At 55.2% G+C, this 20,405-nt stretch carries 24 protein-coding genes; 3 read left to right on the top strand and 21 right to left on the bottom strand.

Annotation, left to right across the window (positions count from 1 at the left end):
• Positions 1–4: 4 nt before the first annotated feature.
• The 16 genes from AC0CW1_RS01825 to rnhB form a co-directional block, all read right to left on the bottom strand.
• Positions 5–622: an accessory gene regulator ArgB-like protein gene (locus AC0CW1_RS01825; RefSeq protein WP_488181413.1), complete on the bottom strand. Its 618-nt coding sequence runs from the start codon at positions 620–622 to the stop codon at positions 5–7.
• Positions 623–799: 177 nt separating this feature from the next.
• Positions 800–925 carry a cyclic lactone autoinducer peptide gene (locus AC0CW1_RS01820; RefSeq protein ID WP_488181412.1) on the bottom strand — a complete coding sequence of 42 codons (126 nt, stop codon included), beginning with the start codon at positions 923–925 and terminating at the stop codon, positions 800–802.
• Between the two features lie 343 nt (positions 926–1,268).
• The gene (locus AC0CW1_RS01815) at positions 1,269–2,687 is read right to left on the bottom strand and encodes an NADH-quinone oxidoreductase subunit N (protein ID WP_488181411.1); all 1,419 of its coding nucleotides are present in this window, start codon (positions 2,685–2,687) and stop codon (positions 1,269–1,271) included.
• A gap of 1 nt (position 2,688) precedes the next feature.
• On the bottom strand, positions 2,689–4,206 hold the full coding sequence (locus AC0CW1_RS01810) for a complex I subunit 4 family protein (protein ID WP_488181410.1): 1,518 nt from the start codon (positions 4,204–4,206) through the stop codon (positions 2,689–2,691).
• Positions 4,207–6,123, bottom strand: a complete 1,917-nt coding sequence (nuoL, locus tag AC0CW1_RS01805; protein ID WP_488181409.1) for an NADH-quinone oxidoreductase subunit L — start codon at positions 6,121–6,123, stop codon at positions 4,207–4,209.
• Positions 6,124–6,164: 41 nt separating this feature from the next.
• Complete coding sequence (gene nuoK / locus AC0CW1_RS01800; protein WP_488182095.1) at positions 6,165–6,488, bottom strand: NADH-quinone oxidoreductase subunit NuoK; 324 nt, start codon at positions 6,486–6,488, stop codon at positions 6,165–6,167.
• Between the two features lie 11 nt (positions 6,489–6,499).
• The gene (locus tag AC0CW1_RS01795) at positions 6,500–7,012 is read right to left on the bottom strand and encodes an NADH-quinone oxidoreductase subunit J family protein (protein WP_488181408.1); all 513 of its coding nucleotides are present in this window, start codon (positions 7,010–7,012) and stop codon (positions 6,500–6,502) included.
• A 7-nt stretch (positions 7,013–7,019) separates the two neighbouring features.
• Positions 7,020–7,463, bottom strand: coding sequence for a NuoI/complex I 23 kDa subunit family protein (locus AC0CW1_RS01790; protein ID WP_488181407.1), 444 nt, complete (start codon positions 7,461–7,463; stop codon positions 7,020–7,022).
• Positions 7,464–7,466: 3 nt separating this feature from the next.
• Complete coding sequence (nuoH, locus tag AC0CW1_RS01785; RefSeq protein ID WP_488181406.1) at positions 7,467–8,543, bottom strand: NADH-quinone oxidoreductase subunit NuoH; 1,077 nt, start codon at positions 8,541–8,543, stop codon at positions 7,467–7,469.
• A gap of 21 nt (positions 8,544–8,564) precedes the next feature.
• Positions 8,565–9,659, bottom strand: a complete 1,095-nt coding sequence (locus AC0CW1_RS01780) for an NADH-quinone oxidoreductase subunit D (protein WP_488181405.1) — start codon at positions 9,657–9,659, stop codon at positions 8,565–8,567.
• Between the two features lie 14 nt (positions 9,660–9,673).
• Entirely contained in the window at positions 9,674–10,138 is a 465-nt protein-coding gene (locus AC0CW1_RS01775) for an NADH-quinone oxidoreductase subunit C (RefSeq protein ID WP_488181404.1), read from the bottom strand.
• The gene (locus AC0CW1_RS01770) at positions 10,128–10,655 is read right to left on the bottom strand and encodes an NADH-quinone oxidoreductase subunit B (RefSeq protein WP_488181403.1); all 528 of its coding nucleotides are present in this window, start codon (positions 10,653–10,655) and stop codon (positions 10,128–10,130) included. Before AC0CW1_RS01770 ends, AC0CW1_RS01775 begins: the two co-directional genes overlap by 11 nt.
• The gene (locus AC0CW1_RS01765) at positions 10,646–11,002 is read right to left on the bottom strand and encodes an NADH-quinone oxidoreductase subunit A (RefSeq protein WP_488181402.1); all 357 of its coding nucleotides are present in this window, start codon (positions 11,000–11,002) and stop codon (positions 10,646–10,648) included. Before AC0CW1_RS01765 ends, AC0CW1_RS01770 begins: the two co-directional genes overlap by 10 nt.
• 288 nt (positions 11,003–11,290) lie before the next feature.
• Positions 11,291–11,590, bottom strand: a complete 300-nt coding sequence (locus AC0CW1_RS01760) for an EscU/YscU/HrcU family type III secretion system export apparatus switch protein (RefSeq protein ID WP_488181401.1) — start codon at positions 11,588–11,590, stop codon at positions 11,291–11,293.
• 16 nt (positions 11,591–11,606) lie between these two features.
• Positions 11,607–13,313, bottom strand: coding sequence for a flagellar hook-length control protein FliK (gene fliK / locus AC0CW1_RS01755; protein ID WP_488181400.1), 1,707 nt, complete (start codon positions 13,311–13,313; stop codon positions 11,607–11,609).
• Between the two features lie 2 nt (positions 13,314–13,315).
• Positions 13,316–13,954, bottom strand: coding sequence for a ribonuclease HII (gene rnhB / locus AC0CW1_RS01750; RefSeq protein ID WP_488181399.1), 639 nt, complete (start codon positions 13,952–13,954; stop codon positions 13,316–13,318).
• Positions 13,955–14,085: 131 nt separating this feature from the next.
• Here rnhB and AC0CW1_RS01745 point away from each other — a divergent pair, with 131 nt between their 5' ends.
• Positions 14,086–14,934: a polysaccharide deacetylase family protein gene (locus AC0CW1_RS01745; protein ID WP_488181398.1), complete on the top strand. Its 849-nt coding sequence runs from the start codon at positions 14,086–14,088 to the stop codon at positions 14,932–14,934.
• A gap of 53 nt (positions 14,935–14,987) precedes the next feature.
• Here the strand turns inward: AC0CW1_RS01745 and ylqF are convergent, their stop codons facing one another.
• The 3 genes from ylqF to rplS all read right to left on the bottom strand — a co-directional run bounded on the left by ylqF (position 14,988) and on the right by rplS (position 16,842).
• A complete protein-coding gene (ylqF, locus tag AC0CW1_RS01740; RefSeq protein ID WP_488181397.1) occupies positions 14,988–15,845 on the bottom strand; it encodes a ribosome biogenesis GTPase YlqF in 858 nt (285 codons plus the stop codon).
• Between the two features lie 2 nt (positions 15,846–15,847).
• Positions 15,848–16,408, bottom strand: coding sequence for a signal peptidase I (lepB, locus tag AC0CW1_RS01735; RefSeq protein WP_488182094.1), 561 nt, complete (start codon positions 16,406–16,408; stop codon positions 15,848–15,850).
• Between the two features lie 89 nt (positions 16,409–16,497).
• Positions 16,498–16,842, bottom strand: a complete 345-nt coding sequence (rplS, locus tag AC0CW1_RS01730) for a 50S ribosomal protein L19 (RefSeq protein WP_488181396.1) — start codon at positions 16,840–16,842, stop codon at positions 16,498–16,500.
• 604 nt (positions 16,843–17,446) lie between these two features.
• On the opposite strand from rplS, the gene AC0CW1_RS01725 reads away from it, so the two are divergent.
• Both AC0CW1_RS01725 and AC0CW1_RS01720 read left to right on the top strand, forming a co-directional pair.
• A complete protein-coding gene (locus AC0CW1_RS01725; protein ID WP_488181395.1) occupies positions 17,447–18,025 on the top strand; it encodes a toxin-antitoxin system HicB family antitoxin in 579 nt (192 codons plus the stop codon).
• Positions 17,955–18,365, top strand: coding sequence for a hypothetical protein (locus AC0CW1_RS01720; RefSeq protein ID WP_488181394.1), 411 nt, complete (start codon positions 17,955–17,957; stop codon positions 18,363–18,365). Before AC0CW1_RS01725 ends, AC0CW1_RS01720 begins: the two co-directional genes overlap by 71 nt.
• A gap of 584 nt (positions 18,366–18,949) precedes the next feature.
• Here the strand turns inward: AC0CW1_RS01720 and AC0CW1_RS01715 are convergent.
• Positions 18,950–19,573, bottom strand: coding sequence for an RNA methyltransferase (locus AC0CW1_RS01715; RefSeq protein WP_488181393.1), 624 nt, complete (start codon positions 19,571–19,573; stop codon positions 18,950–18,952).
• Positions 19,570–20,382, bottom strand: a complete 813-nt coding sequence (gene trmD, locus AC0CW1_RS01710) for a tRNA (guanosine(37)-N1)-methyltransferase TrmD (protein WP_488181392.1) — start codon at positions 20,380–20,382, stop codon at positions 19,570–19,572. The genes AC0CW1_RS01715 and trmD overlap by 4 nt, the downstream gene beginning before the upstream one ends.
• Positions 20,383–20,405: the final 23 nt, after the last annotated feature.

Here is a 20,405-nt window from a genome sequence, read left to right as displayed (position 1 = left end):
CCTCTTATTTCAACAACCTGGACACCTTCGCTACAACATCATCGACAGCATGGAAGAAGCCGTAACCTTGCGGTGTCATGGAGAAGGCTTGCCAGAGCATACCGAGGAGGCCACCCAGGGCTGCCTTCGTAAAGCCCGCTGTCAACAAAGCGCCGAATCCTAGCGCCAATAGGGTAGCAATGATAAAAGAAAGTCGACGAAAATGCAGGCGTTCCTCCCCGATGATCGGTTTATTCGGAGTGTCTGCCGGTGCGAATCGGTAGACTGACCAGAAAACAAAGGTTACAGTGATGATGAAGGTCATGACCACCATATCCACATCAAAGGGCATCCAGGCGATGGCTGTGATCGCAGCCATAATGAGCATCGTCATTAATGAACAGACTTCCGCCTTCTCATGATGAGCACCGCCGGCAAAACCCCGGAAGAGACTCATGCCACAGGTTGCGGCGATGATCAACGATACACAATCAAATAACCACCCCAGAGCTAACAAAAGAACGAAGGTGATGACTGTACTCACCCAAAACCGCAGGGCATACAGGTACACTTCCCACTGTCCATCTGGATCTCCGTTGATTTCGGAAATGCGAAGAGCCCAACGTCGATAAATGGCATCCACAGTCTATTCCCACCCGTTGCTTAAGCATTTTTTCTGCGTCAGAGGCTACTTTGTCAGGCCTGTCTCTTACAACATAACTAAGAAATCACAGTCGCCTTCGCGATAGGAAGTTGCAAAACACCGCCGAAAAAATGGTAGAAATAAAATGCACCCTGTGATCCTCCATGTTATACCTACTTATTTTTTCAGGGCCGAGGGCACTTCCGGTTGGTATCCGCCGTAACCGCAAGCGGAAGCGACGCCGAGGTTGGCCAGCAACGTCAGCAGAGCGGCGACAACGCCGATCAGTCCAGCTTTTTTCATATGGTTCACCTCCTTCTCTCTGATCTGTTCTATTGAGGGATACCTGGAGGATCCAGGGCGCTTTTGGCTAATAATCATTCCATAATCATGTCGGCTGAATTTGCATGGATCTCATGTTGTTAATTTTGTCTTTACAGGAATTTTCGGAATTTATTTGTCAACTGACATTATTCTACGTGCTTTACTAAAATCCTCCTTTTAATTGGGATATCCTTTCAAGCAACTACAATTACTTACATATTAGGATTTATAGTTAAGGGTTATACAACGAGAAAAGGGATGCAACGTTTTTCTTAAAACCTTGCATCCCTTTTTCAATTACTCTCCTATGAAGAAGCTAAACTTAGAAAAGCGACTTGGCTGCCACCGTGGCCACTTCCGCCAGCGGACCGGGGTAAATCCCCAGGATGACGGTGACGACCATAGAGAAGACCACCGTCAGCTTCATGGCGCCCGAGACCGGGATGGGACGGTCGTCCTTTGGCTCGTCGCGCCACATGTAGAGGGCCACATTCAGGTAGTAGTAGACGGAGACCATGGACATGACGAAGCCGACGAAGGCCGGCCAGAGCACGCCCTTGTCCATGATGGCAGCGAAGAGGTACAGCTTGCCGACAAAGCCGGCAAGGGGCGGGATGCCGGCCAGCGAGAGCAGGCTGATCGTCATCACCGAGGCCAGCAGGGGCTGACGCTGGGAGAGACCGGCGTAGTCGGGAATCTCATCGGAGCCGATAGCCCGGCCGACAACGGTGGCGACAGCGAAGGCGCCCATGTTGGCGACCACATAGAGCATGGCGTAGAAGAGGATGCCCTTGACGCCAGGGGCGTCTGTCGACATGAGGCCGACGAGCAGGTAACCAGCTTGGGCGACCGAGGAATAAGCCAGCATGCGCTTGATATTCGTCTGGGGGATGGCGACGACGTTGCCGATCACCATGGTGATGCCCGCTAGAACCGAGATGACTGTCAGCCAATTAGCCCCGGCTTGCAGCGGCAAGCCTTCCAGGAAGACGCGGACAAGAACGGCCAAACCAGCCGCTTTGGAGGCCACCGCCAAGAAGCCGGTGACCGGCGTCGGAGCGCCTTCATAGATGTCCGGCGACCACATGTGAAAGGGCACGGCGGAGATTTTGAAGCCGAAGCCGGCGATGAGCGTAACAACGGCGATGACCAGCGCCGGGCTCCAGGTCAGCCGGGCCAGCAGGTCGGGGATGACTGTAGTGCCTGTCAGGCCGTAAAGAAGACTCAAACCATAAAGCAGGACCGCCGACGAGGCGCCGCCCAGGACCAGGTACTTGACGCCGGCTTCGGAGGAACGTCCGTCACCCAGGATGTAGGCGACAAGGACGAAGAAGGTGATCGTCATCAGTTCCATGCCCACATAGAGGGTGATCAGGTCATTGGCTGAGGCCATGACCATCATGCCCAGGGTGGCAAAGACAAGCAGCGAATAAAACTCCGTCTTGAACCGGGGCAGTCCGTCAACATAGTCGATGGCCGACAAAGTGACGAGGATGGCGGCGACGAGGAAGATCTCCTTCATGAAGACGGAGTAGTCGTCCAGGATCCAGAGTTGGTGGAAAGTAGTGGCGTTAATGCCGTACTGGAAGAAGGTAACCACGAGGACGCCCAGCAGGCCGAAGACGGTCGCATAGGCGACACCGCGGTGACTGTCCTTATTCCGGTTGAGAATACCCATCGCCAGCAAACCGGTGGCCAGCAGGGACGTCAGCATTTCCGCAGTGAGCAGACTGAGATTCATCTTAGAAGCCACCTCCGATCATGGGGGCGGCGCCCAATTTGGCCAGGAAGGCCGCCACCAGGGGCTCGACGCCGGAATTGACCATATCCATCAACAGGTGCGGGAAGAAGCCGCCCAGGACCAGGACGGAACCGAGGACGAGCAGCGGCACCAGTTCAGCGCCCTTCGCGTCTTGGAGGTGGTCAAATTCGGAACGGCGCGGTCCGAAGAGCACATCGGCAATCATCCGCAGGGTATACAGGGCGGTGATGATGATGCCGGAGATGGCGATGATGGCCAGAACCTTATAGACCGAGAAGGAGCCGACGAAGATGGTAAACTCAGGAATGAAGGAAATCAGGCCCGGCAGACCAAGCGATGCCATACCGGCCATCATGAAGCCGATGGCCACACGGGGCATCTGGTGGGCCAGACCGCCCATGTCAGGGATCCAGCGGGTATGGGTTTTTTCATAGAGATGGCCGATCATGGCGAAGAAGAGGGCCGACATGACGCCGTGGGCGAACATATTGGCGACAGCGCCGTTGATGCCGATGACGTTCAAGGCTGCCAGGCCGATGAGCACATAGCCCATGTGGCTGACTGAGGAGTAACCGACGACATACTTGAGGTCCTTCTGGGCCAGGGCGATCATCGCCGCGTAGGCCACGTTGGCCACCGCCAGGAAGGCGATGACCGGCGCCCAGAACTTGGCCCCCAACGGCAGGGTCAGAAGGCCAAGACGGATCAGGCCGTAACCGCCGATTTTCTTCAAGACGCCGGCGTGGATCATGGAAACGGCCGTCGGTGCGCCAGCATAGCCGTCAGGCGACCAGGAGTGGAAGGGGAACATGGAGAGCAGTGAGCCGAAACCGACAGCCAACAGGAAGAAGGCAAAGATCTGGAAGGACTCGCTGAAGTTGGCCGTCGCCAACTTTTCCATCAGGAAGGTGCGCTCACCAGCCGGGAAGGCGTTCAGGTAGATGGCAATGACCCCAACGAGCAGGAAGGCTGACCCGATGAGCAGGTAGATGGTCAGCTTCATGCCGGCGTACTCCTTGGTGACCCGTTTGCTGGAACCCCAGATGATCACCATGATGTAGATGGGAATGACCACCACTTCGTAGAAGAGGAAGAAGATAAAGAGGTCGCGGCTGATGAAGGTGCCCATGACCCCGGCAATAAGCAGGAGCAGGAGGACGAAGAAGACCTTCGGCCGTTTTTCCTGGTTCCAAGAGGCAAAGATGGCGCTGAAGCCGATCAGGTTAGTCAGCAGCAACATAGGCAACGACAGACCGTCGACACCCATGGCATAGGTGACGCCTAGTTCCCTGACCCAGACCACATTTTCGGTAAACTGCATGCCCCCAAGGGCAAAGTCGTAGGTGAAATAGGCGTACAGGGTGAGGATCAGGGAGACAGCCATGGAAAAAGCGGAGATCCACTTGATCGGCTTATGCTCATCCTGCGGCACGAACACCAACACCAGGGCTCCGATGATCGGCGCCAACAGCGTGATGGTCAGCAAAGGGAAGCCCATTTACTTTCCACCTCCGATCAAGGCCATGGCAGAGTGGTTCCCCATCAGGCCCATAATGACTGCAACCAAGACGACAGTGAAAAAGAAGATCATGGCGTAATGCTGTATCTGGCCGCTCTGGGCGCGGCGCAAGACCCGTCCGGCCCAGCCTGTGCTGTCGGCAAGTCCGTCGATGAAGCCGTCGACGATGTGGATATCGACCCAGTAGAGGACTCGACCCGTACCGCCAACAATCACCTTATTGATAAACTGGTAGAACTCATCGATGAAGAACTTGCGATAGGACAAGGTGTAAAGAAAACCAGCTCGTCGGGCCAACTTCTCGTTGTCGATCAGCTTGGCGCCGTAGATGGCCCAGGCGAGACCGATGCCGGCGACCGCCAGGACGACAGAGCCGCCCATGACCGACCAGTCGACCTCAGGATGATGGTACTCGCCGTAGCGCACCCAGTAACCGAAGCCATGCTCCGTCCAAGGCGTTCCAACAAGTCCGCCCACGATGGCCAAGACAGCTAGGACAGCCATAGGCAGAATCATGTTCCAGGGGGACTCATGGGGATGATTGTGGGGGTTTTCTTTGCCGAAGAAGGCCACGAAAACCATCCGCGACATGTAGAAAGCAGTCATAAAGGCTGTCAGCGACGCCAAGATGTAGAGGTCAGTGAAGCCGTGCAGCTTCGTCATCAGCAGGATCTCGTCCTTGGACCAAAATCCAGCAAAAGGCGGGATGCCCGCGATGGCCAGGGTGCCGATGACCATGAAGGCCGCCGTCCAAGGCATCTTCTTGCGCAGGCCGCCCATCTCAAAGATGTCTGCTGTGCCGTGCAGGGCATGCAAGGCCGAACCAGCGGCAAGGAACATGAGAGCCTTGAAGAAGGCGTGGGTCATCAGGTGAAACATGGAGGCCGTCAAGCTGCCGACGCCAAGAGCCATCATCATGTAGCCTAACTGGGAGACCGTCGAATAAGCCAGAATCCGCTTCATCTCCCGCTGCGTCAATGCGATGGAGGCGGCAAAGAAGGCTGTGAAACCGCCAATATAGGCGACGAAGTGCTGCGCCTCAGGCGCCACCTCGAAGAGTGTAAAGGCCCGCGCGACGAGGTACACGCCAGCCACAACCATCGTGGCGGCGTGAATCAGAGCCGACACAGGCGACGGGCCTTCCATGGCATCGGGGAGCCAGACATGGAGCGGAAACTGGCCTGATTTTCCGATGGGTCCAATGAAGACGAGGATGCCGATCAGAGTGATCAGAGCCGGATGGGCTACCGCGAAAGCCGGCAGCTTGTCTGCCAGTTCGGTAAACTCCAGGGTGCCGAAGTTGATCTGCAGGAACATGATCCCCAGCAACAGGCCGAAGTCGCCGATCCGAGTCGTCATGAAGGCCTTTTTGGCCGCTTCCCTCGCAGAATCCTTAAAGTAGTAGTAACCGATCAACAGGTAGGAACAGAGGCCGACCAACTCCCAGAAGATGAACATCTGCAAGAGGTTGGTGGCGATGACCAAGCCGAGCATGGAACAGGCGAAGAGGGACAAATAGGCGAAAAAGCGCGTATAGCCAGGGTCGCCGTGCATATAGCCCGTCGAGTAGATCATGACCAGCGTCGCCACGAGAGTAACGACAAAGAGCATCATAGCCGAAACGGGGTCGATATATTGGCCCATGGTGATGCTCAAGCCAGGCATGGAAAACCAGCGAACTTCTTTGACGAAGGGTTGTTCGATCAATTCCGGATGCTGCAGAACCCCTGCGACGACGCCCAGCGAGAGCAGAAAGGAGACGCCGCAGAACAGGATGGCCGTCGTGGATGCCGTTTTCTCCATGTTTTTAAAGGCAAACGCGATCAGCACAAAGGCCACAAAGGGCAGCAGCGGAATCAGCCAGGCATTATTCAGACTAAACAGGGCAAAATCCATTCCTTTGCCACACCTACCTTACTTTCCGGTTGTCGCTGTTGCTACCATTTGAGCCAATCGAGGTCATCTACACTGGTGGTGGCGCGATCCCGGTAAATACTGATGACAAGGGCCAGCCCGACGGCCACTTCGGCCGCTGCCACAACGATGACAAAGATGGAAAAGACCTGCCCGGTGAAACTGGCCGGCGCGATAAACTTATTGAAGGCGATGAGGTTGATGTTCACCGCATTCAGCATCAGTTCAATGCCCATTAACAAGGCGATAGCGTTGCGCTTGACAAAGACACCGTAGAGCCCCAGGCAGAAGAGTGCCGTAGCGAGCAGCAGGAAATGGGTCAATCCGATAGGCGCCACTAACGCCATTGGGTTGATCGTCACGCTTCCTTCGCCCCCTTCGCAAGGATGATAGCGCCCACCAAAGCGACAAGCAACAGGAAGGCCGCCGCCTCAAAGGGCACGACAAAGTCCCCTAGCAGTTGGGTGGCGATCCCGTCGACAGCCGACACCTGCGCCGGCGTTTCATCGATAGGCTTAAAGTGGGTGAAAGACAAGGCCCAGCCGAAGATCGCGAAGGTCAAGGCCGCAGTGAAAGCGCCCCAGACAACCCAGCGGTTGTCTGCATTCGTTTCTTTCATGTGCGGGCGGCGCGTCAACATGACGCCGAAGGCGATCAAGATGGCCACGGCGCCACCGTAGATGAGCACCTGCACAGCCGCCAAGAAGTCGGCGTTGAGCAGAACATAGATGCCAGCGACACCGACAAAGGAAGCCGCCAGCAACAGGGCCGAGTGGACAATGTCCTTGAGGAAGACCACCCCGGCGGCCGACAGCAGCGTCAACACGGCAAGGCCGTAGAAGGCGCCTGCATAGATCCATTCATTCACCATCGGCCCATCACCCCTTTTCCTCGTCTGCCGGGGGTTCCTTGACTTCAACCGGATCATAGCCCCGCTTTTGTGCGAGTTCGATGCAGTCGAAGACAAGGTCTTCCCGGGAATAACCTGAAAAGGCGAACTCGCCTGTCCAATCGATGCACTTTACCGGACAGGAGTCGATGCAGAGGTTGCAGAAAAGGCACAACCCGGCATCATGCACATAGGTACTCAGCTTGCGCTTGTTGTTTTCATCCTTGACACTCGTCAATTTGATTGAGCCGTTGGGACAGGCGTTCTGACAAATCCCGCAGGAGATGCACTTGCTTGTCTTTAGCTTAATGGTCCCCCCCCGGAAGCGTTCGCCCAGGTCGGGCATCACATCGGGGTACTCTTCGGTCACTTTTTTGCGGAAGAACTCCTTGAGGGTGACCCACATCCCGGTCAATAAGCCTTTACCTTGCATCGATTACCCTCCTATCGCCATGCGGTAGAGATAGATCCCCACCCCGGTGACCAGGATGTTCGCCAGCGACAGGGGAATCAAGACTTTCCAGCCGAAGGCCATCAGTTGGTCAACGCGGAAACGCGGGAAGGTCCAGCGGAACCACATGAAGAGGAAGATCATAAAGTAGGTCTTCGCCGCGAACCAAGCCCATCCCGGGATAAAGGCCATCAGATCGCCGAGAACACCCGGCAACGGCAGCGGCTGCCAGCCCCCGAGAAAGAGGGTCGTGGCGATCGCCGAGACGGCGACGAGGTTCGCGTATTCGGCCAGGAAGAACATGGCCCAACGCATGCCCGAGTATTCCGTGAAGGGACCGGCAATGATCTCCCCTTCGCACTCGACGAGGTCGAAAGGCGTCCGGTTCGTCTCCGCCGTCGCCGCGATCACATAGATCACAAAGGCGACGGGTTGAAGGAAGATGAACCAGATGCGATGTTGCGCCTCCACAATGGCGGACATCTGAAGGGAGCCAACGAGCATGATCACACCGAGGAGCGAGAAGATCAGGGGAACCTCATAACTGATCATCTGGGCCACAGAGCGCATGCCGCCGATCAGGGAGTACTTGTTGTTGGAACCCCAGCCAGCCATCAGAAAAGGCAATGTCGACAGCGACGATATGGCGATAAAGTAGAAAATGCCGATGTTGAGGTCTACAGGAACCGCTTGATAGTCAAAAGGGATGACGGCGTATGCGCCGATGGCCGGGATGAACAGCAATGCCGGACCCAAGGCCCAGACCCAGGTGTCGACCTTATGGGGCTTATAGTCTTCCTTGACAAGCAGTTTCAGCGTGTCCGCCACCGTCTGCAAGAGACCCCAGGGGCCAACCCGGTTGGGGCCAAGACGGGATTGCATGAAGGCGGCCACTTTCCGTTCCATTAACACCAGGACAATGGCGTTGGTGAAGATAAAAATGATAACGCCCAGCAACCCCACACCATACATGACCATATCGGTGAGGTCGTTTCCCAGCAAGGGGCCAAGAAAGGACCGCAGGAAGCCGCTGATCGCCATAAAAATGTTTTGGTCAGTCATCTCATCGTCTCCCACCTTGCATCAACAGTCTACCTCACCCAGCACCGGATCCAGGGTGCCCAGGATGGCGACGACGTCACCGATTTTAAAGCCGCGGCAGAGCTCGTCCAGGAGCTGAAGATTGATCATGGCGGCGCGACGGGCATGCCAGCGATAGGGTTTTAGGGAACCGTCGCTAACGACGTAGAAGCCGATCTCGCCTTTGGCGTTCTCGATCCGGTGGTAGACCTCGCCGGCAGGTGGCTTGATCGCCTTGGGGATCTTGCCCATAATGGGACCCTCGGGCAACTGATCAAGGGCCTGCTCAATGATCCGCGCCGACTGCTCCATCTCTTCCATCCGGACCATGAAGCGGTCCCAGTTGTCGCCATTGGTCCCGAGGGGAACCTTGAAGTCGAAGCGGTCATAGATTCCATAGGGGTCGGCCTTGCGGACGTCATAATCGACGCCACTGGCCCGCAGCACCCCGCCGGTGGCCGACATAGCGATGGCTCGCTCTGCGCTGAGGGGTGCCACACCCTTAAGACGCATCTGGAAAATCTCATTGCCGACGACCAGTTTGTGGTAGGTCTCCATCATACCTTTAAAATCGGCGAGGAATTTCCGGCACTGCGCCACCCAACCATCCGGCAAGTCCTGGGCGACGCCGCCGGGGCGGATATAGTTGAAGGTCATCCGGGCGCCGCAAGCGCGGTTAAACAGTTCCAGGATGTCTTCCCGGTCGCGAATAAAAAAGACGAAGCCAGTCACGCCGCCGAGGTCCTGGACGAGACTGCCACAACAGATCATGTGGGAGGCGATCCGCGACAATTCGCACATGATCACGCGGATATACTCGGCCCGCTCAGGCACCTCGACACCCATTAACTTTTCCACCGCCTGGGAGATGCCCAGGTTGTTACCCATACCGGCCAGGTAGTCCATCCGGTCAGTGAAGGGTACCGTCTGTATATAAGTCCGGTTCTCGCAGATCTTCTCAATCCCGCGATGGAGGTAGCCGATGACCGGCGTCGCTTTGACAACGACCTCGCCATCCAGTTCCAGGACGATCCGCAACACGCCGTGGGTTGAGGGATGCTGCGGGCCAAAGTTTAGTTCATAGGTTTGTGTTTGCAAAGGATATCACCACCCTACGCTCTTGGTTGGAGCTTGAAGTCTTTCCGCAAGGGATGTCCTTCGAACTCATCCGGCAACAACAGCCTCGTCATGTTGGGGTGTCCGAGGAAGGTGACCCCCATCAGGTCATAAACCTCCCGCTCCATCCAGTCAGCGCCGGGCCAGATACCGGTCACCGTCGGAACCTGGGCCTCCTCCGCCGCTGTCCGCGTCTTTACGCGCAGGTCGCAGAGATGTTTGAGCGAAAACAGTTGGTAGACGACTTCAAAGCCGGCATCCTTCCGGTCTACCGCCGTCAGGTCCGAAAGCATGTCAAAGGCGAAGTCCGGCTCGCAGAGCAGCTTTTCCATCACCGCGAGCAGTTGTTCCTTAGGCACAACAACGGCACGGCTGACTCCTTCTCCGGTGACTTCCACTTCTGCCTGCAGCCGTGCCGCCAGTTCGTCCTGGCTGAACCGATCCAAGAGATTATTTGCCATGCTTCAACCCCACTTTGGCTGGGTTTTGGATTTTCGCTTTCAATTTAAGGAAACCGTCGAGCAAGGCCTCGGGCCGCGGCGGGCACCCCGGCACGTAGACATCGACAGGGATGACCTTGTCCACACCAGGAACGACGGCGTAGGAGTCGGCGAAGGGACCGCCGGTGCAGGCGCAAGAGCCCATGGCGATAATCCACTTCGGTTCCGGCATCTGTTCATAGACCCGTTGGATAGCCGGGGCCATCTTCCAGGTCAAGGTGCCGGCGATGATGATCAGGTCGGCTTGCCGGGGAGAAGGACGGAAGACCTCGTAGCCAAAACGGGACATGTCGAAACGGCTGGCGCCAGTGGCCATCATCTCAATGGCGCAGCAGGCCAAACCGGAGGACAAAGGCCAGAGGGAATTGCCGCGGGCCCAGTTGAAGACCGTTTCCAGGCTGGTCATGATGATGTTTTTCTTGATCAGTTCATCGACCTGCCCCTCGCTGAGGGTGTCGATGTTCTTGTCTATTTCCATTCCAAAGCTCCTTCCTTCCAGGCATACCAGAAACCGACGACGAGAATGGTGATGAAGATAAACATCTCCACAATCGCAAAGGTTCCCAGTTGCTGGAACTTGACGGCCCAGGGATAGAGAAATACCGTCTCTACGTCAAAGGCCACGAAGACCAGCGCATAGAGAAAATAGTTGGACTTAAACTGGATCCAGGTATCCCCGATGGTTTCCATGCCGCACTCATAAGGCTCGCCCTTTGCTGGGCTGTTGGTACGGGTCTGGAGCAGACGGGACACGGCAAAGGCGAGGAAGGGAATAATCAAACCCGCGGCCAGGAACAAACTGATGCCCAAGTACTCCTTCAACACTCTTGTTCCCTCCTTCCTTCTGGAATTCTATAGTTAAAATGGTCGACCAAGAAGAGAAGCGGAGTCCCAAAACGATAATATTCTGCGTTTTAGGACAGATCCCTTCCAATTTAGAAAAAAAAGCAAAAATCAATGCACCTTTTACATAGCATTGACGTTCCCTGTACATATTATAGCAAAAACTCGGTCCTGTCCATGTATACATCGAGGAAACCGAGCCCGCAGAAGGTCATTTCCCATTTCACTGGATCACAGGATCAACAAAAGATCCCTCTTTCTCCACGAAAATCAGTCACGCCCCTTGGCCATGCCCTTGTCGAGTCGGTAGACAAAGGCGAGCACCTCCGCCACCATCCGGTACAACTCCGGGGGAACTTCTGCGCCAAGGTCGAGCTTGGACAGCAGTTGTATGAGCGTGGGATCCTCATAGACCGGGATCTCCTTCTCCTGGGCGATCTCCAGGATCTTGCGGGCCAGATGGCCCTTGCCGGTGGCGATCACCCTCGGCGCCGCATCCTCCGCTGGGTCAAAGCGCAAGGCCACCGCCGCGTCCTCTACCGTCAAAGGCCTCTTTCGTGATTCGTCCATCAGCGCCCCTCTCCTCTCAGATGCGAATATTCACACGACCCGGTTCGCAGTTTTGGGGCGCCTCTGCTGGCGACGGCCGCAGATCAGCCGGCAAGCCGACGCGCCAACTCGCCCCGCCCAGGTGAAACCCTTGTTCCGCCAGAGCCTGCTGCAACTCGGGCCAGGCAACTTTTCCCACTTCCATTACAGCTGGCTCTGCCACAGTCACCCTGCTCTGAATCTCCTTGCGCTGCACCGCCAGCTCAATCGTGACAAAACCGAGATGCTCCGTGTCTAAAACGAGGGCCAACCGGAGGTTCTCCGGATCAAGGGTACGGTTTTTCCCATCCTTATAAACACGGAGTTGCCCGCTCCCTTCTTTTCCGCCAGAGAGGCGGTAAGGGATGGTGAAGGACAGATAATCATTGGCGCCCTGGGTCCCCTTATCTAATCCCTGCAATACCTGGTGACCGGCCAGCCGTTCCTCGATCGCCTTGCCCCGCGCCAGCAAGTCCGCCGCATCCGTGCCCCGGTTGGTAAAAAAGACTTCCACCTCCTGAACTGCCCGGGTAATCTGCTGCGCCAGCGCTGCCATCTTCTCTTTAGAAGCACCTTCCAGTAATCCCTGACCTAGTTTCTCCGCAAGGGTTCGCTCAGTCGCATTTTTGTCTGCAGTTGGTCTTTCAACGAGCGGTTGCTCTGCGCCAACTCTCTCCACAGACGTTCTCCCCGGGGCAGTTTTCGCTTGATCCCCTTTATCCAAAACGTTACTCCCCTGAGACGGTTGCTCCATCGCCGCTTTGATCAACTTATCCTTCTCTCCCGCTCCTGTACCCGCGCCGGGGGGGGAAACGGTGCCCTGCCCAAGGGCAGTCTCCTGGGCGCCGTTTGGAGGCAAGCCAACCAACTTACCTTGCCCGTCAAGGGCTCTACCAGCAGCCTGGGTCATCACGACCGGCAATCCGTTCGCGTTTCCCGGCGTCGTGCGAAGCATCGGATCGCTCTGGCCGCCTATTTGCCGCTTGGATGCCTGTATTTGACTTTCCAACAGCCGTGCCAACTTCTGGCTGATCGCCTCCGCCGAATCCTCCGACTGCGGCTCGACTTTGGCAAATTCAGCTTCCAGATGGAGCAACGCTTCCGGGATAGCTCCCCCTTGGGCTTTGATTGCCCCTTTGACATCGTTGATCCAATCCCGCAACCCTTGCCACGGCTCCCCCGCAAAAGCCGAATGGAGCAACCGCAGTGTGTCAGCTCTCAAGGGAATATCCGACTTCAGGGCGAAAGCGACTGTCTGGGCCGTCTGCTCCTCGGTATGGCCGAGCAATGCCATGCCGAGGGCCACCTGCTGGAAGTTATCGCGCGTCAAGCCGAGCATGGAACCGGTGAGCGATTTCAGGATCAAACGGTTCTGCAGCGTATTATCGACACCCGCCTGTTTCAGAAGACTCGTCGTCCGGTCTCCTGCAGCATACCGGTTGTCCGTCGGCAGTAGGCGGGCTTTCACCTGTCCCTCATCATGACCTTGCACCTCCAGGCGGATCTCCTCGCCGGGAGACAGCAGGTAAGGCGACTGGAGGGTGATCCTCTTGCCCTCCACATTGACTGCATAGGTGTCTTTGAACAGCATCTCCAGCACCAAGCCGTTGACGATGGCGCCGACCTTCCAGTTCCCCCCCTCGTTCGCGTTGCGCGGCCTCATGCTGGAGAGCAACGCCCGCACCAGTACCTGGCCGATATCCATGGTCAACCCTCCTCCGGTTCACGTAAGTGGACAAAAGTGGATCGGTGCAGGAGACAGATTCCCTGATCCAGAATGGCTGAACGATGAGCACGTGTGCCATAGCCCTTATGTTGCTCGAATCCGTAGCCGGGAAAAAAGCGGGCATACCGCTCCATCAAACCATCGCGGGCCACTTTGGCCAGGATCGAAGCGGCCGCCACCGGCGCAGCGAGGGCGTCGCCGTCGATCAACGCCTCCTGAACCCCGTCATAACCGGAGATTTTTTGATTCCCATCAACAATCAGATAATCGGGCTTGAGGCCGAGTTTCTTGATCGCCAAAGACATAGACCGAAAGGTGGAGGGAACGATGCCGATCCGGTCGATAAGCCGTGACGAAACAATACCTACTCCCCAGGCGACAGACAGGCGTTTGATCTCGGCAGCCAAAGCTTCTCGCCGGGCAGGCGACAGTTTTTTGGAATCATTCAACCCTTCAATCATACAGCCGGGTGGCAGGATCACGGCGGCGGCGGCAACGGGGCCTGCTAAAGGCCCTCGACCTGCCTCATCGACACCGGCGATCACCTGAAACCCCTTGCCGCGCAGCAACGATTCCCGCTCCATCCATGATTCCTTTAACAAAAGACTGCTTTTCGACACCATCCATCCTCCGCTCTCCTCGGAAACCAGGTGGAAAGAGACGCCATTGACCCCTGCGAATCCCGCCCATAGCTCCCTTCCCTGGCAGACACACTATTTGTGAGATTCCGCCAAGGAACGGAGGGCGCCCATTGAACAGAATAATTCGCAGAGCGGCCCTGTTTCTCCTGTTTGGCATCATGGGATATGTAAGTCTGCAAGCGATGCCGGTGGAACCGGATGATCTGGCCCATTTCGGTGCCTCGCCCAACAGTGCCACCGGAAAATTCGGTTGGGGCTTCGTGCGCTCCAAAAATGAAGTCCCTCCCTATGTTCCGGAATGGCAAAAGGAACTCCTCAAGGACTACGACGCCGTCTATATGGGCGACAGCAGCCGTAAGTCTGTGGCCATCACCTTTGACATGGGCTATGAACTGGATGGCGCCACACCACGCATCCTCGAAATCCTGGCCGCCCATAACGCCAAAGCGACCTTTTTCCTAGCCGGGCACTGGGTGAAAACGCAGCCCGACCTGCTCCGGCGCATGATCGCTGAAGGCCATACGGTGGCGAATCACACCTGGAACCACCCGAGCCTGCCTGACATCTCCACGGAAAAACTCACTGAAGAAATCTTGTCGCTGCACCGGGACATCCAGCAGATCTCCGGCAACGATTATTCGGCCAAGTACCTGCGGCCACCCAAGGGAGAATTCAGTCGCAAGTCCCTCGAGTCGACGAAAAACCTCGGTTACCGGACGGTCTTCTGGAGTATTTCCTCGGTGGATTGGCTGCCATCGTCCCGACCTCAGCAAGTTCTGGAAGATGTGAGCGGCCAACTTCACCCCGGGGCGATCATCCTGCTCCATGGCAACTCGAAAGCCGTTGTTGACGCCATGGATGGCATCTTGAAGACGATTCGGGAACGGGGATATACCGTGGAAACCCTTGACCAACTCCTCCCGCCGTCGCACAGCGGGACGAATGCTTTAACAGAGTGACCGGGATAAAACTTAAAATGACGAAAAAAAGCGCCCTTCTGAGCGAGGGGCGCCTATTTCTGTTCTTCCGGCTTGTCCAGGGTATACCGTCCAAGCTTGCCGGAACGAAAATCACCGAAGACCTGAACAGCCGCTTTTTCCCGGTCCAAGACGCCGCCGGGGCGGAGGAAACCTCGCCGACGCGCGACGGCATCCAGCCATTCCGCTTCCGGAATCTCCCCGGTTTGCAAGTCGTAACGCTCCAGCAGGGCCTGGGGCGCTTTGTCGGCGATACATCGAAGGATAAACTGGGCCACCTCCTGCACCTGCACGACGAGGTCGCTGACAGCGCCTGTAGCGGAAAGCTTGAAGCCAACAAGGGGGTCTTCAAACTTCGGCCAAAGGATCCCCGGCGTATCGAGGAGTTCCAGTTTTTGACCGATCCGCACCCACTGGGGACCTCGGGTTACACCCGGACGATCGGCTGTCACTGTCCTTCGCCGACCAGCCAGGCGGTTGATCAGCGATGACTTGCCCACATTGGGAATGCCCACCACCATGGCTCGGAAGGCCCGTGGCCGCATCCCCCGCTGCCGCCAACGTTGGAGCAGCGGTTCCAGCGTCTGTTCAACGAGCGGCGCGATGGCTCTGACACCGTCACCGGAAGCAGCGTCAACCGATAGGGCTGGGATCGCTTGCTCCCGAAAAAAGTCGATAAAGCGCCGCGTCTCTGACGGGTCGGCCAGATCAGCCTTATTCAACAAGACGATCCGTGGCTTTTCGCCAAGGATGCGATCGATATCGGGGTTGCGGCTGCTGAAGGGAATCCGGGCATCCACCAGCTCCAACGCGAGATCGACCTTGGCCAGGTCTTCGGCCACCTGGCGGCGCGCCCGGGTCATGTGGCCGGGGTACCATTGAATGCCGCTCAAAGTCAGGCTCCTCCCAGGGTCTGCATACGGTCAAAAGGCCAGTAGAGAAAAACCGCCTGCCCAATCACATTTTCCCTCGGCACAAATCCCCAACCCCGGCTGTCGTAGGAGTGGTCCCGGTTATCCCCCATGACAAAGAATTGACCTTCCGGCACCGTCTCCGGACCATAATCTTGCATTCGATGAGCCGGAGGCAGGTAAGGTTCCAGAATGGGCTGATTATCGACAAAAACCTGGTTGTTGCGGATTTTTACCGTTTGGCCTCCGACAGCGATGACCCGTTTGACAAAATCACGCTTCGGATCCTCAGGGAAGCGAAAAACGATGATATTGCCCCTCGCCGGCTCGGAAAACCAGTAATTGACCTTGCTGACGATGATGCGGTCCAAAGGCAGTAAAGTCGGCTCCATCGAACCGGAGGGGATATAGAACGGCTGAAAGAGGAATAGGCGGATCAGAAGGGCCAGCGAAATCGCCACTAACACAGCTTCGGCGATCTCCCGGGCAGCCGACTTAGGCGGCTTTGCTTGACTTAGCAAAGCAGAATCCTCCGGTTGCTGCATCTCTTCCACAGAACATCCCTCCGAATTCCATTATATACCAGTAAATCCATAGACAAAAGGGACTGGCTTCCCAGTCCCTGAACACCAGTCTACCGTATGTCTCGAATCCGAGCCGCTTTGCCGGAAAGGCCGCGCAGGTAGTACAACTTGGCCCGGCGCACGCGTCCGCGACGAACAACCTCAATCTTGTCGAGTCGCGGGGAGTGAATGAGGAACGTCCGCTCTACGGCGACGCCGTAAGAGACGCGACGAACGGTGAAGGTCTCGCTGAGACCACCACCACGGCGCTTGATGACGATCCCTTCAAACAACTGGATCCGTTCCCGGTTTCCTTCAACAACCTTGACGTGCACCTTGACGGTGTCGCCCGGCTTGAAATCAGGGATATCTTTACGCAGTTGCTCCGCTTCGATCTGGCGAATAATATCTTGCATCGATCTGTACCTCCTTCCGGCCCAGGCGTTCTTACCCCACCTAATCCATGGAGCAGCGGACCACCCTTGCTCAGGGGGAACAACGTTCCCGCCTACAAACAAAAGTATTATAGCATATGGCGGTCGTCCAGACAACAAAGAGTTTACCAAAAATAACGAATGTCTAGTCATTCGACTATGATTCCGAGTGGATATTGCTACCATTAAGAAAAAATGGTATCATATATGGTGCCTGACAATATGGTTCCTAGGAATATCCAATTAAAGGAGTGCATATAATGACTATTGATTTGAGGAGAACCTATGTCGAAATTCAAAAAACGACTTTTGCGTCTTCGAAACAATCCCATTGAAATCAAATGGGATGAATTTCAATCTCTACTGAAACGCATTGGCCTCTTAGTTGCGGAACCCAACGGAGGAAGCCATTGGTCTGTTTCTCATCCGTTATCAAAAAGAAACCTTTCAATTCCAGTGCATAACAATCGTGTTAAGCGAGTTTACGTAACCATGATATTTGAATTAATTGACGAATTTATGGATCTATAGTGATATTTTCGATACAATGGGTTTATAGACGCATATGTAGGAGAATTTATTTGGAATGAATAAAAATGATTTTTTAAAACAAAAATATTCTATTAAGATACGGCCCCTTTCAGAGGAGGAAGGTGGGGGCTGGTTTGCTGAAATTCCGGAACTTCCCGGATGTATGACTGATGGAGAAACACCAGAAGAAGCTATATGCAACCTTAATGATGCAAAAATGGTATGGTATAGTATGGCAGTAAACAAGGGGCAGAGTATTCCTCTGCCCCAAGCTAGAACGAATGAGTATAGTGGTAAATTTACATTGCGTATTCCGAAGTCACTTCATAAAGAATTATCTGAGGAAGCTGAGTCAGAAGGAGTTAGTTTAAACCAATACATTCTTTCATTGTTATTTTTCAACTTTGGGAAAAAGACGGAATCTAAGAGAAATTTTACTACGCACACTGTTTTTAAATCAATTACTACAATTAGTGAACAAAAACAACTTTTGATTGTTAATGAGCCTGAAATTCAAATTCAAAATAATTTGTGGAACAGAATAGGAGGTTTAATAGATAACGATGAAAAGCAATTTAAAGACGGAAAAAGATACAAATTTTCAAATCAAGAGACCCCGCTTATTAGATACTAGGCTTTTTAGTATTAACGGACAAAAAATATCAGCAGTTTCTAAACAAGAAGTAGAGTTAGTCAGAGATTCTTCTATAGATATTTTGGAAAATGATGAGAAGATACTTAAAATAAAGTTAACTGAAAAAATTTATTTTAAACCGGATGGGCCGTTTAAACTCGATATTGAATTAATAGGGATATATAGAAATGAAGAATCACTTTCTATTTCGATCATCGAAGAAATGTTGAACGATTTATCAACACCATTGTATGCTAAATCCGCTAGAATTATCGCCTCTGTTTCAGAAGACTTTGTTGGATTACCTTTAATTGTCCCTCCCCAGACTACCAAGAATTAAAACGTACTATAATGTAATGAGCCCTTCGAATAGCAATTCTGCATTCGAAGGGCTTTTTTACTACTTATAAAAACCAAAAAATAAATAATTTAACGGAGAAGAACTCGTAAGTGCAAAAAGAAAAGTCCGAAAACAATCGCTAATACGTATACGTAAGGTTTGAGCATGCGCAGCTGCCTTTTAAGCGGATCGTTGTAAAGGGAGTCAAGTTGCAAGCGGTTAAGTACGTCATAAGTTCACAATGCAGAAAAGCTCAGAGGTTTGGCGCGTCAGCAGAGCAGACAAACGAGCAACCGCGCAGCTCTTGACAAGCAGAGCCGGCACAAACCGCGACGAAGAGTAATCGAGTTTCCCATTTTAGAACGTAACGACAACGTCAGGTTTGCGCCGGCGCAGCGAACCTTTGAGCGGAGCGGCGTTAAGCGAGCGCAGGCTGCGGAGCGGTTAAGCGCGCCATGGTTCACATGCAGAAAAGCCCAGAGGTTTGGCGCGCCAGCGGAGCAGACAAGCGAGTAGCCGCGCAGCTCTTGGCGAGCGGAGCCGGCGCAAACCGCAACGAAGCGTAAACGTTACAACTAGCTTTGTTACTCTGAGAAGTCGGTAGCACTACATAGCGCGCCAAAGTCACCCTCAAACCAAGGCTCCCCCAGCAGCCGGTCGAGGATGATCGCCGCCGCCGCCCGCACCGAGAGATGGTTGTAAGGCCCTCGCCCCCATATGGGATAGAGGATGTAATCGGCCTTCATCATCATTTCCCGCTCCATGCCGAAGCCGGTGCCAAAGAGCAGCAGCCAAGGACCCTCCTCGGTGACGAACTTTTCCCGCATCTGACGGTAGCCGACCGAGTTGTCATAAATCCGGGCATCGGTCGTGATGATCTTCGGGCGCCTTCCCTCTTTCTCCTCGATGGCCGCCATGGCCTCTTCCAGGGTGGCCGTCACCTTCAACCGTTCGAGGGCCTCCTTGCGGTCCGGGTTGTATTCGGCCCCATAACCCTCCATCCAATAGCGCAGGATCTCGCCAACCAGGCGCTGTTGGGCCTGGTGGGGGTGGATGACGAAATAACCGGCCACGTCATAGGTGGTGGCGCTGCGAGAGATGTCATGGAGGTCCAGGTTGGTCACCGATGTAGCGATAACCTGCATCCGCTTATTGTAGACGGGGTGGTGGACCAGACCGATATAGAGGCGAACATCCTGCAGGTTCACGAGTGCGGCTCCCTCCCCCTGGCGTATTTCTTCTTCGGCTTTTCCGGGATTTCCGCTTCGAGGCCCAATTCGCGCAAGGCCTCGGCCAGCAGCAGCCGGTCATCGAATGGGAAAGACCGACCGATGAGCAGTTCCGGGCGGTTCTGATAAGTCCGTTTGAAGGCCTCCTTGCGCCGCCAGCGCCGGATGGCCTCATGGTGACCGCTCAGCAATTCAACCGGCACCTCTATCCCGCGAAAGAGGGCCGGTTTCGTGTACTGGGGATACTCAAGCAAGCCATCGCTGAAGGACTCCTCCTCAGCAGAGGTCTCATCGCCCAGAGCCCCTGGCAGCAGGCGGGCCACGGCGTCAATGACAACCATCGCCGGCAATTCGCCGCCAGTGAGCACATAGTCGCCGATGGAGATCTCCTCATCGACCCAGGCCTGACGGACCCGGTCATCAATCCCTTCATAGCGGCCGCAGATCAGCACTATTTGCTCTAAACCGGAGAGCTCGCGCGCCTTGGCCTGATGAAAAACCGCCCCTTGCGGCGTCATCAGGGCCACCCGCACCCGCGAAGGATCCCGCTGTTCGCGCGGGCCGCAGAGCGACTCCAAGGCGTCGAAAAAGGGCTGAGCGTTCATCACCATGCCGGCACCGCCGCCAAAAGGGGTGTCATCGACGCGACGGTGCTTGTTCGTCGTATAAGCCCGCACATCATGGGCTTTTACCGACAGGATACCCTTCTCCCTCGCCCGCCCGATGATGCTCGCATCCATCGGTCCGGAAAACATCTCCGGAAAGATCGTCAACACGTCAATCTTCATTGTATCGCCATCCGTTTATCGCC

It is taken from the genome of Heliomicrobium sulfidophilum (assembly GCF_057715735.1).
The sequence above is the reverse complement of the archived record's forward strand: the minus strand, read 5'-3'. Positions and strand labels throughout refer to the sequence as shown.

Excerpts from the sequence above, each read along its gene's own strand:
- AC0CW1_RS01820 (WP_488181412.1), bottom strand. The coding sequence starts at position 925 with ATGAAAAAAGCTGGACTGATCGGCGTTGTCGCCGCTCTGCTGACGTTG.
- AC0CW1_RS01815 (WP_488181411.1), bottom strand. The coding sequence starts at position 2,687 with ATGAATCTCAGTCTGCTCACTGCGGAAATGCTGACGTCCCTGCTGGCC.
- AC0CW1_RS01810 (WP_488181410.1), bottom strand. The coding sequence starts at position 4,206 with ATGGGCTTCCCTTTGCTGACCATCACGCTGTTGGCGCCGATCATCGGA.
- nuoL (WP_488181409.1), bottom strand. The coding sequence starts at position 6,123 with ATGGATTTTGCCCTGTTTAGTCTGAATAATGCCTGGCTGATTCCGCTG.
- nuoK (WP_488182095.1), bottom strand. The coding sequence starts at position 6,488 with ATGGCGTTAGTGGCGCCTATCGGATTGACCCATTTCCTGCTGCTCGCT.
- AC0CW1_RS01795 (WP_488181408.1), bottom strand. The coding sequence starts at position 7,012 with ATGGTGAATGAATGGATCTATGCAGGCGCCTTCTACGGCCTTGCCGTG.
- AC0CW1_RS01790 (WP_488181407.1), bottom strand. The coding sequence starts at position 7,463 with ATGCAAGGTAAAGGCTTATTGACCGGGATGTGGGTCACCCTCAAGGAG.
- nuoH (WP_488181406.1), bottom strand. The coding sequence starts at position 8,543 with ATGACTGACCAAAACATTTTTATGGCGATCAGCGGCTTCCTGCGGTCC.
- AC0CW1_RS01775 (WP_488181404.1), bottom strand. The coding sequence starts at position 10,138 with ATGGCAAATAATCTCTTGGATCGGTTCAGCCAGGACGAACTGGCGGCA.
- AC0CW1_RS01770 (WP_488181403.1), bottom strand. The coding sequence starts at position 10,655 with ATGGAAATAGACAAGAACATCGACACCCTCAGCGAGGGGCAGGTCGAT.
- AC0CW1_RS01760 (WP_488181401.1), bottom strand. The coding sequence starts at position 11,590 with ATGGACGAATCACGAAAGAGGCCTTTGACGGTAGAGGACGCGGCGGTG.
- fliK (WP_488181400.1), bottom strand. The coding sequence starts at position 13,313 with ATGGATATCGGCCAGGTACTGGTGCGGGCGTTGCTCTCCAGCATGAGG.
- lepB (WP_488182094.1), bottom strand. The coding sequence starts at position 16,408 with ATGCAGCAACCGGAGGATTCTGCTTTGCTAAGTCAAGCAAAGCCGCCT.
- rplS (WP_488181396.1), bottom strand. The coding sequence starts at position 16,842 with ATGCAAGATATTATTCGCCAGATCGAAGCGGAGCAACTGCGTAAAGAT.
- AC0CW1_RS01725 (WP_488181395.1), top strand. The coding sequence starts at position 17,447 with ATGAATAAAAATGATTTTTTAAAACAAAAATATTCTATTAAGATACGG.
- AC0CW1_RS01720 (WP_488181394.1), top strand. The coding sequence starts at position 17,955 with ATGAAAAGCAATTTAAAGACGGAAAAAGATACAAATTTTCAAATCAAG.
- trmD (WP_488181392.1), bottom strand. The coding sequence starts at position 20,382 with ATGAAGATTGACGTGTTGACGATCTTTCCGGAGATGTTTTCCGGACCG.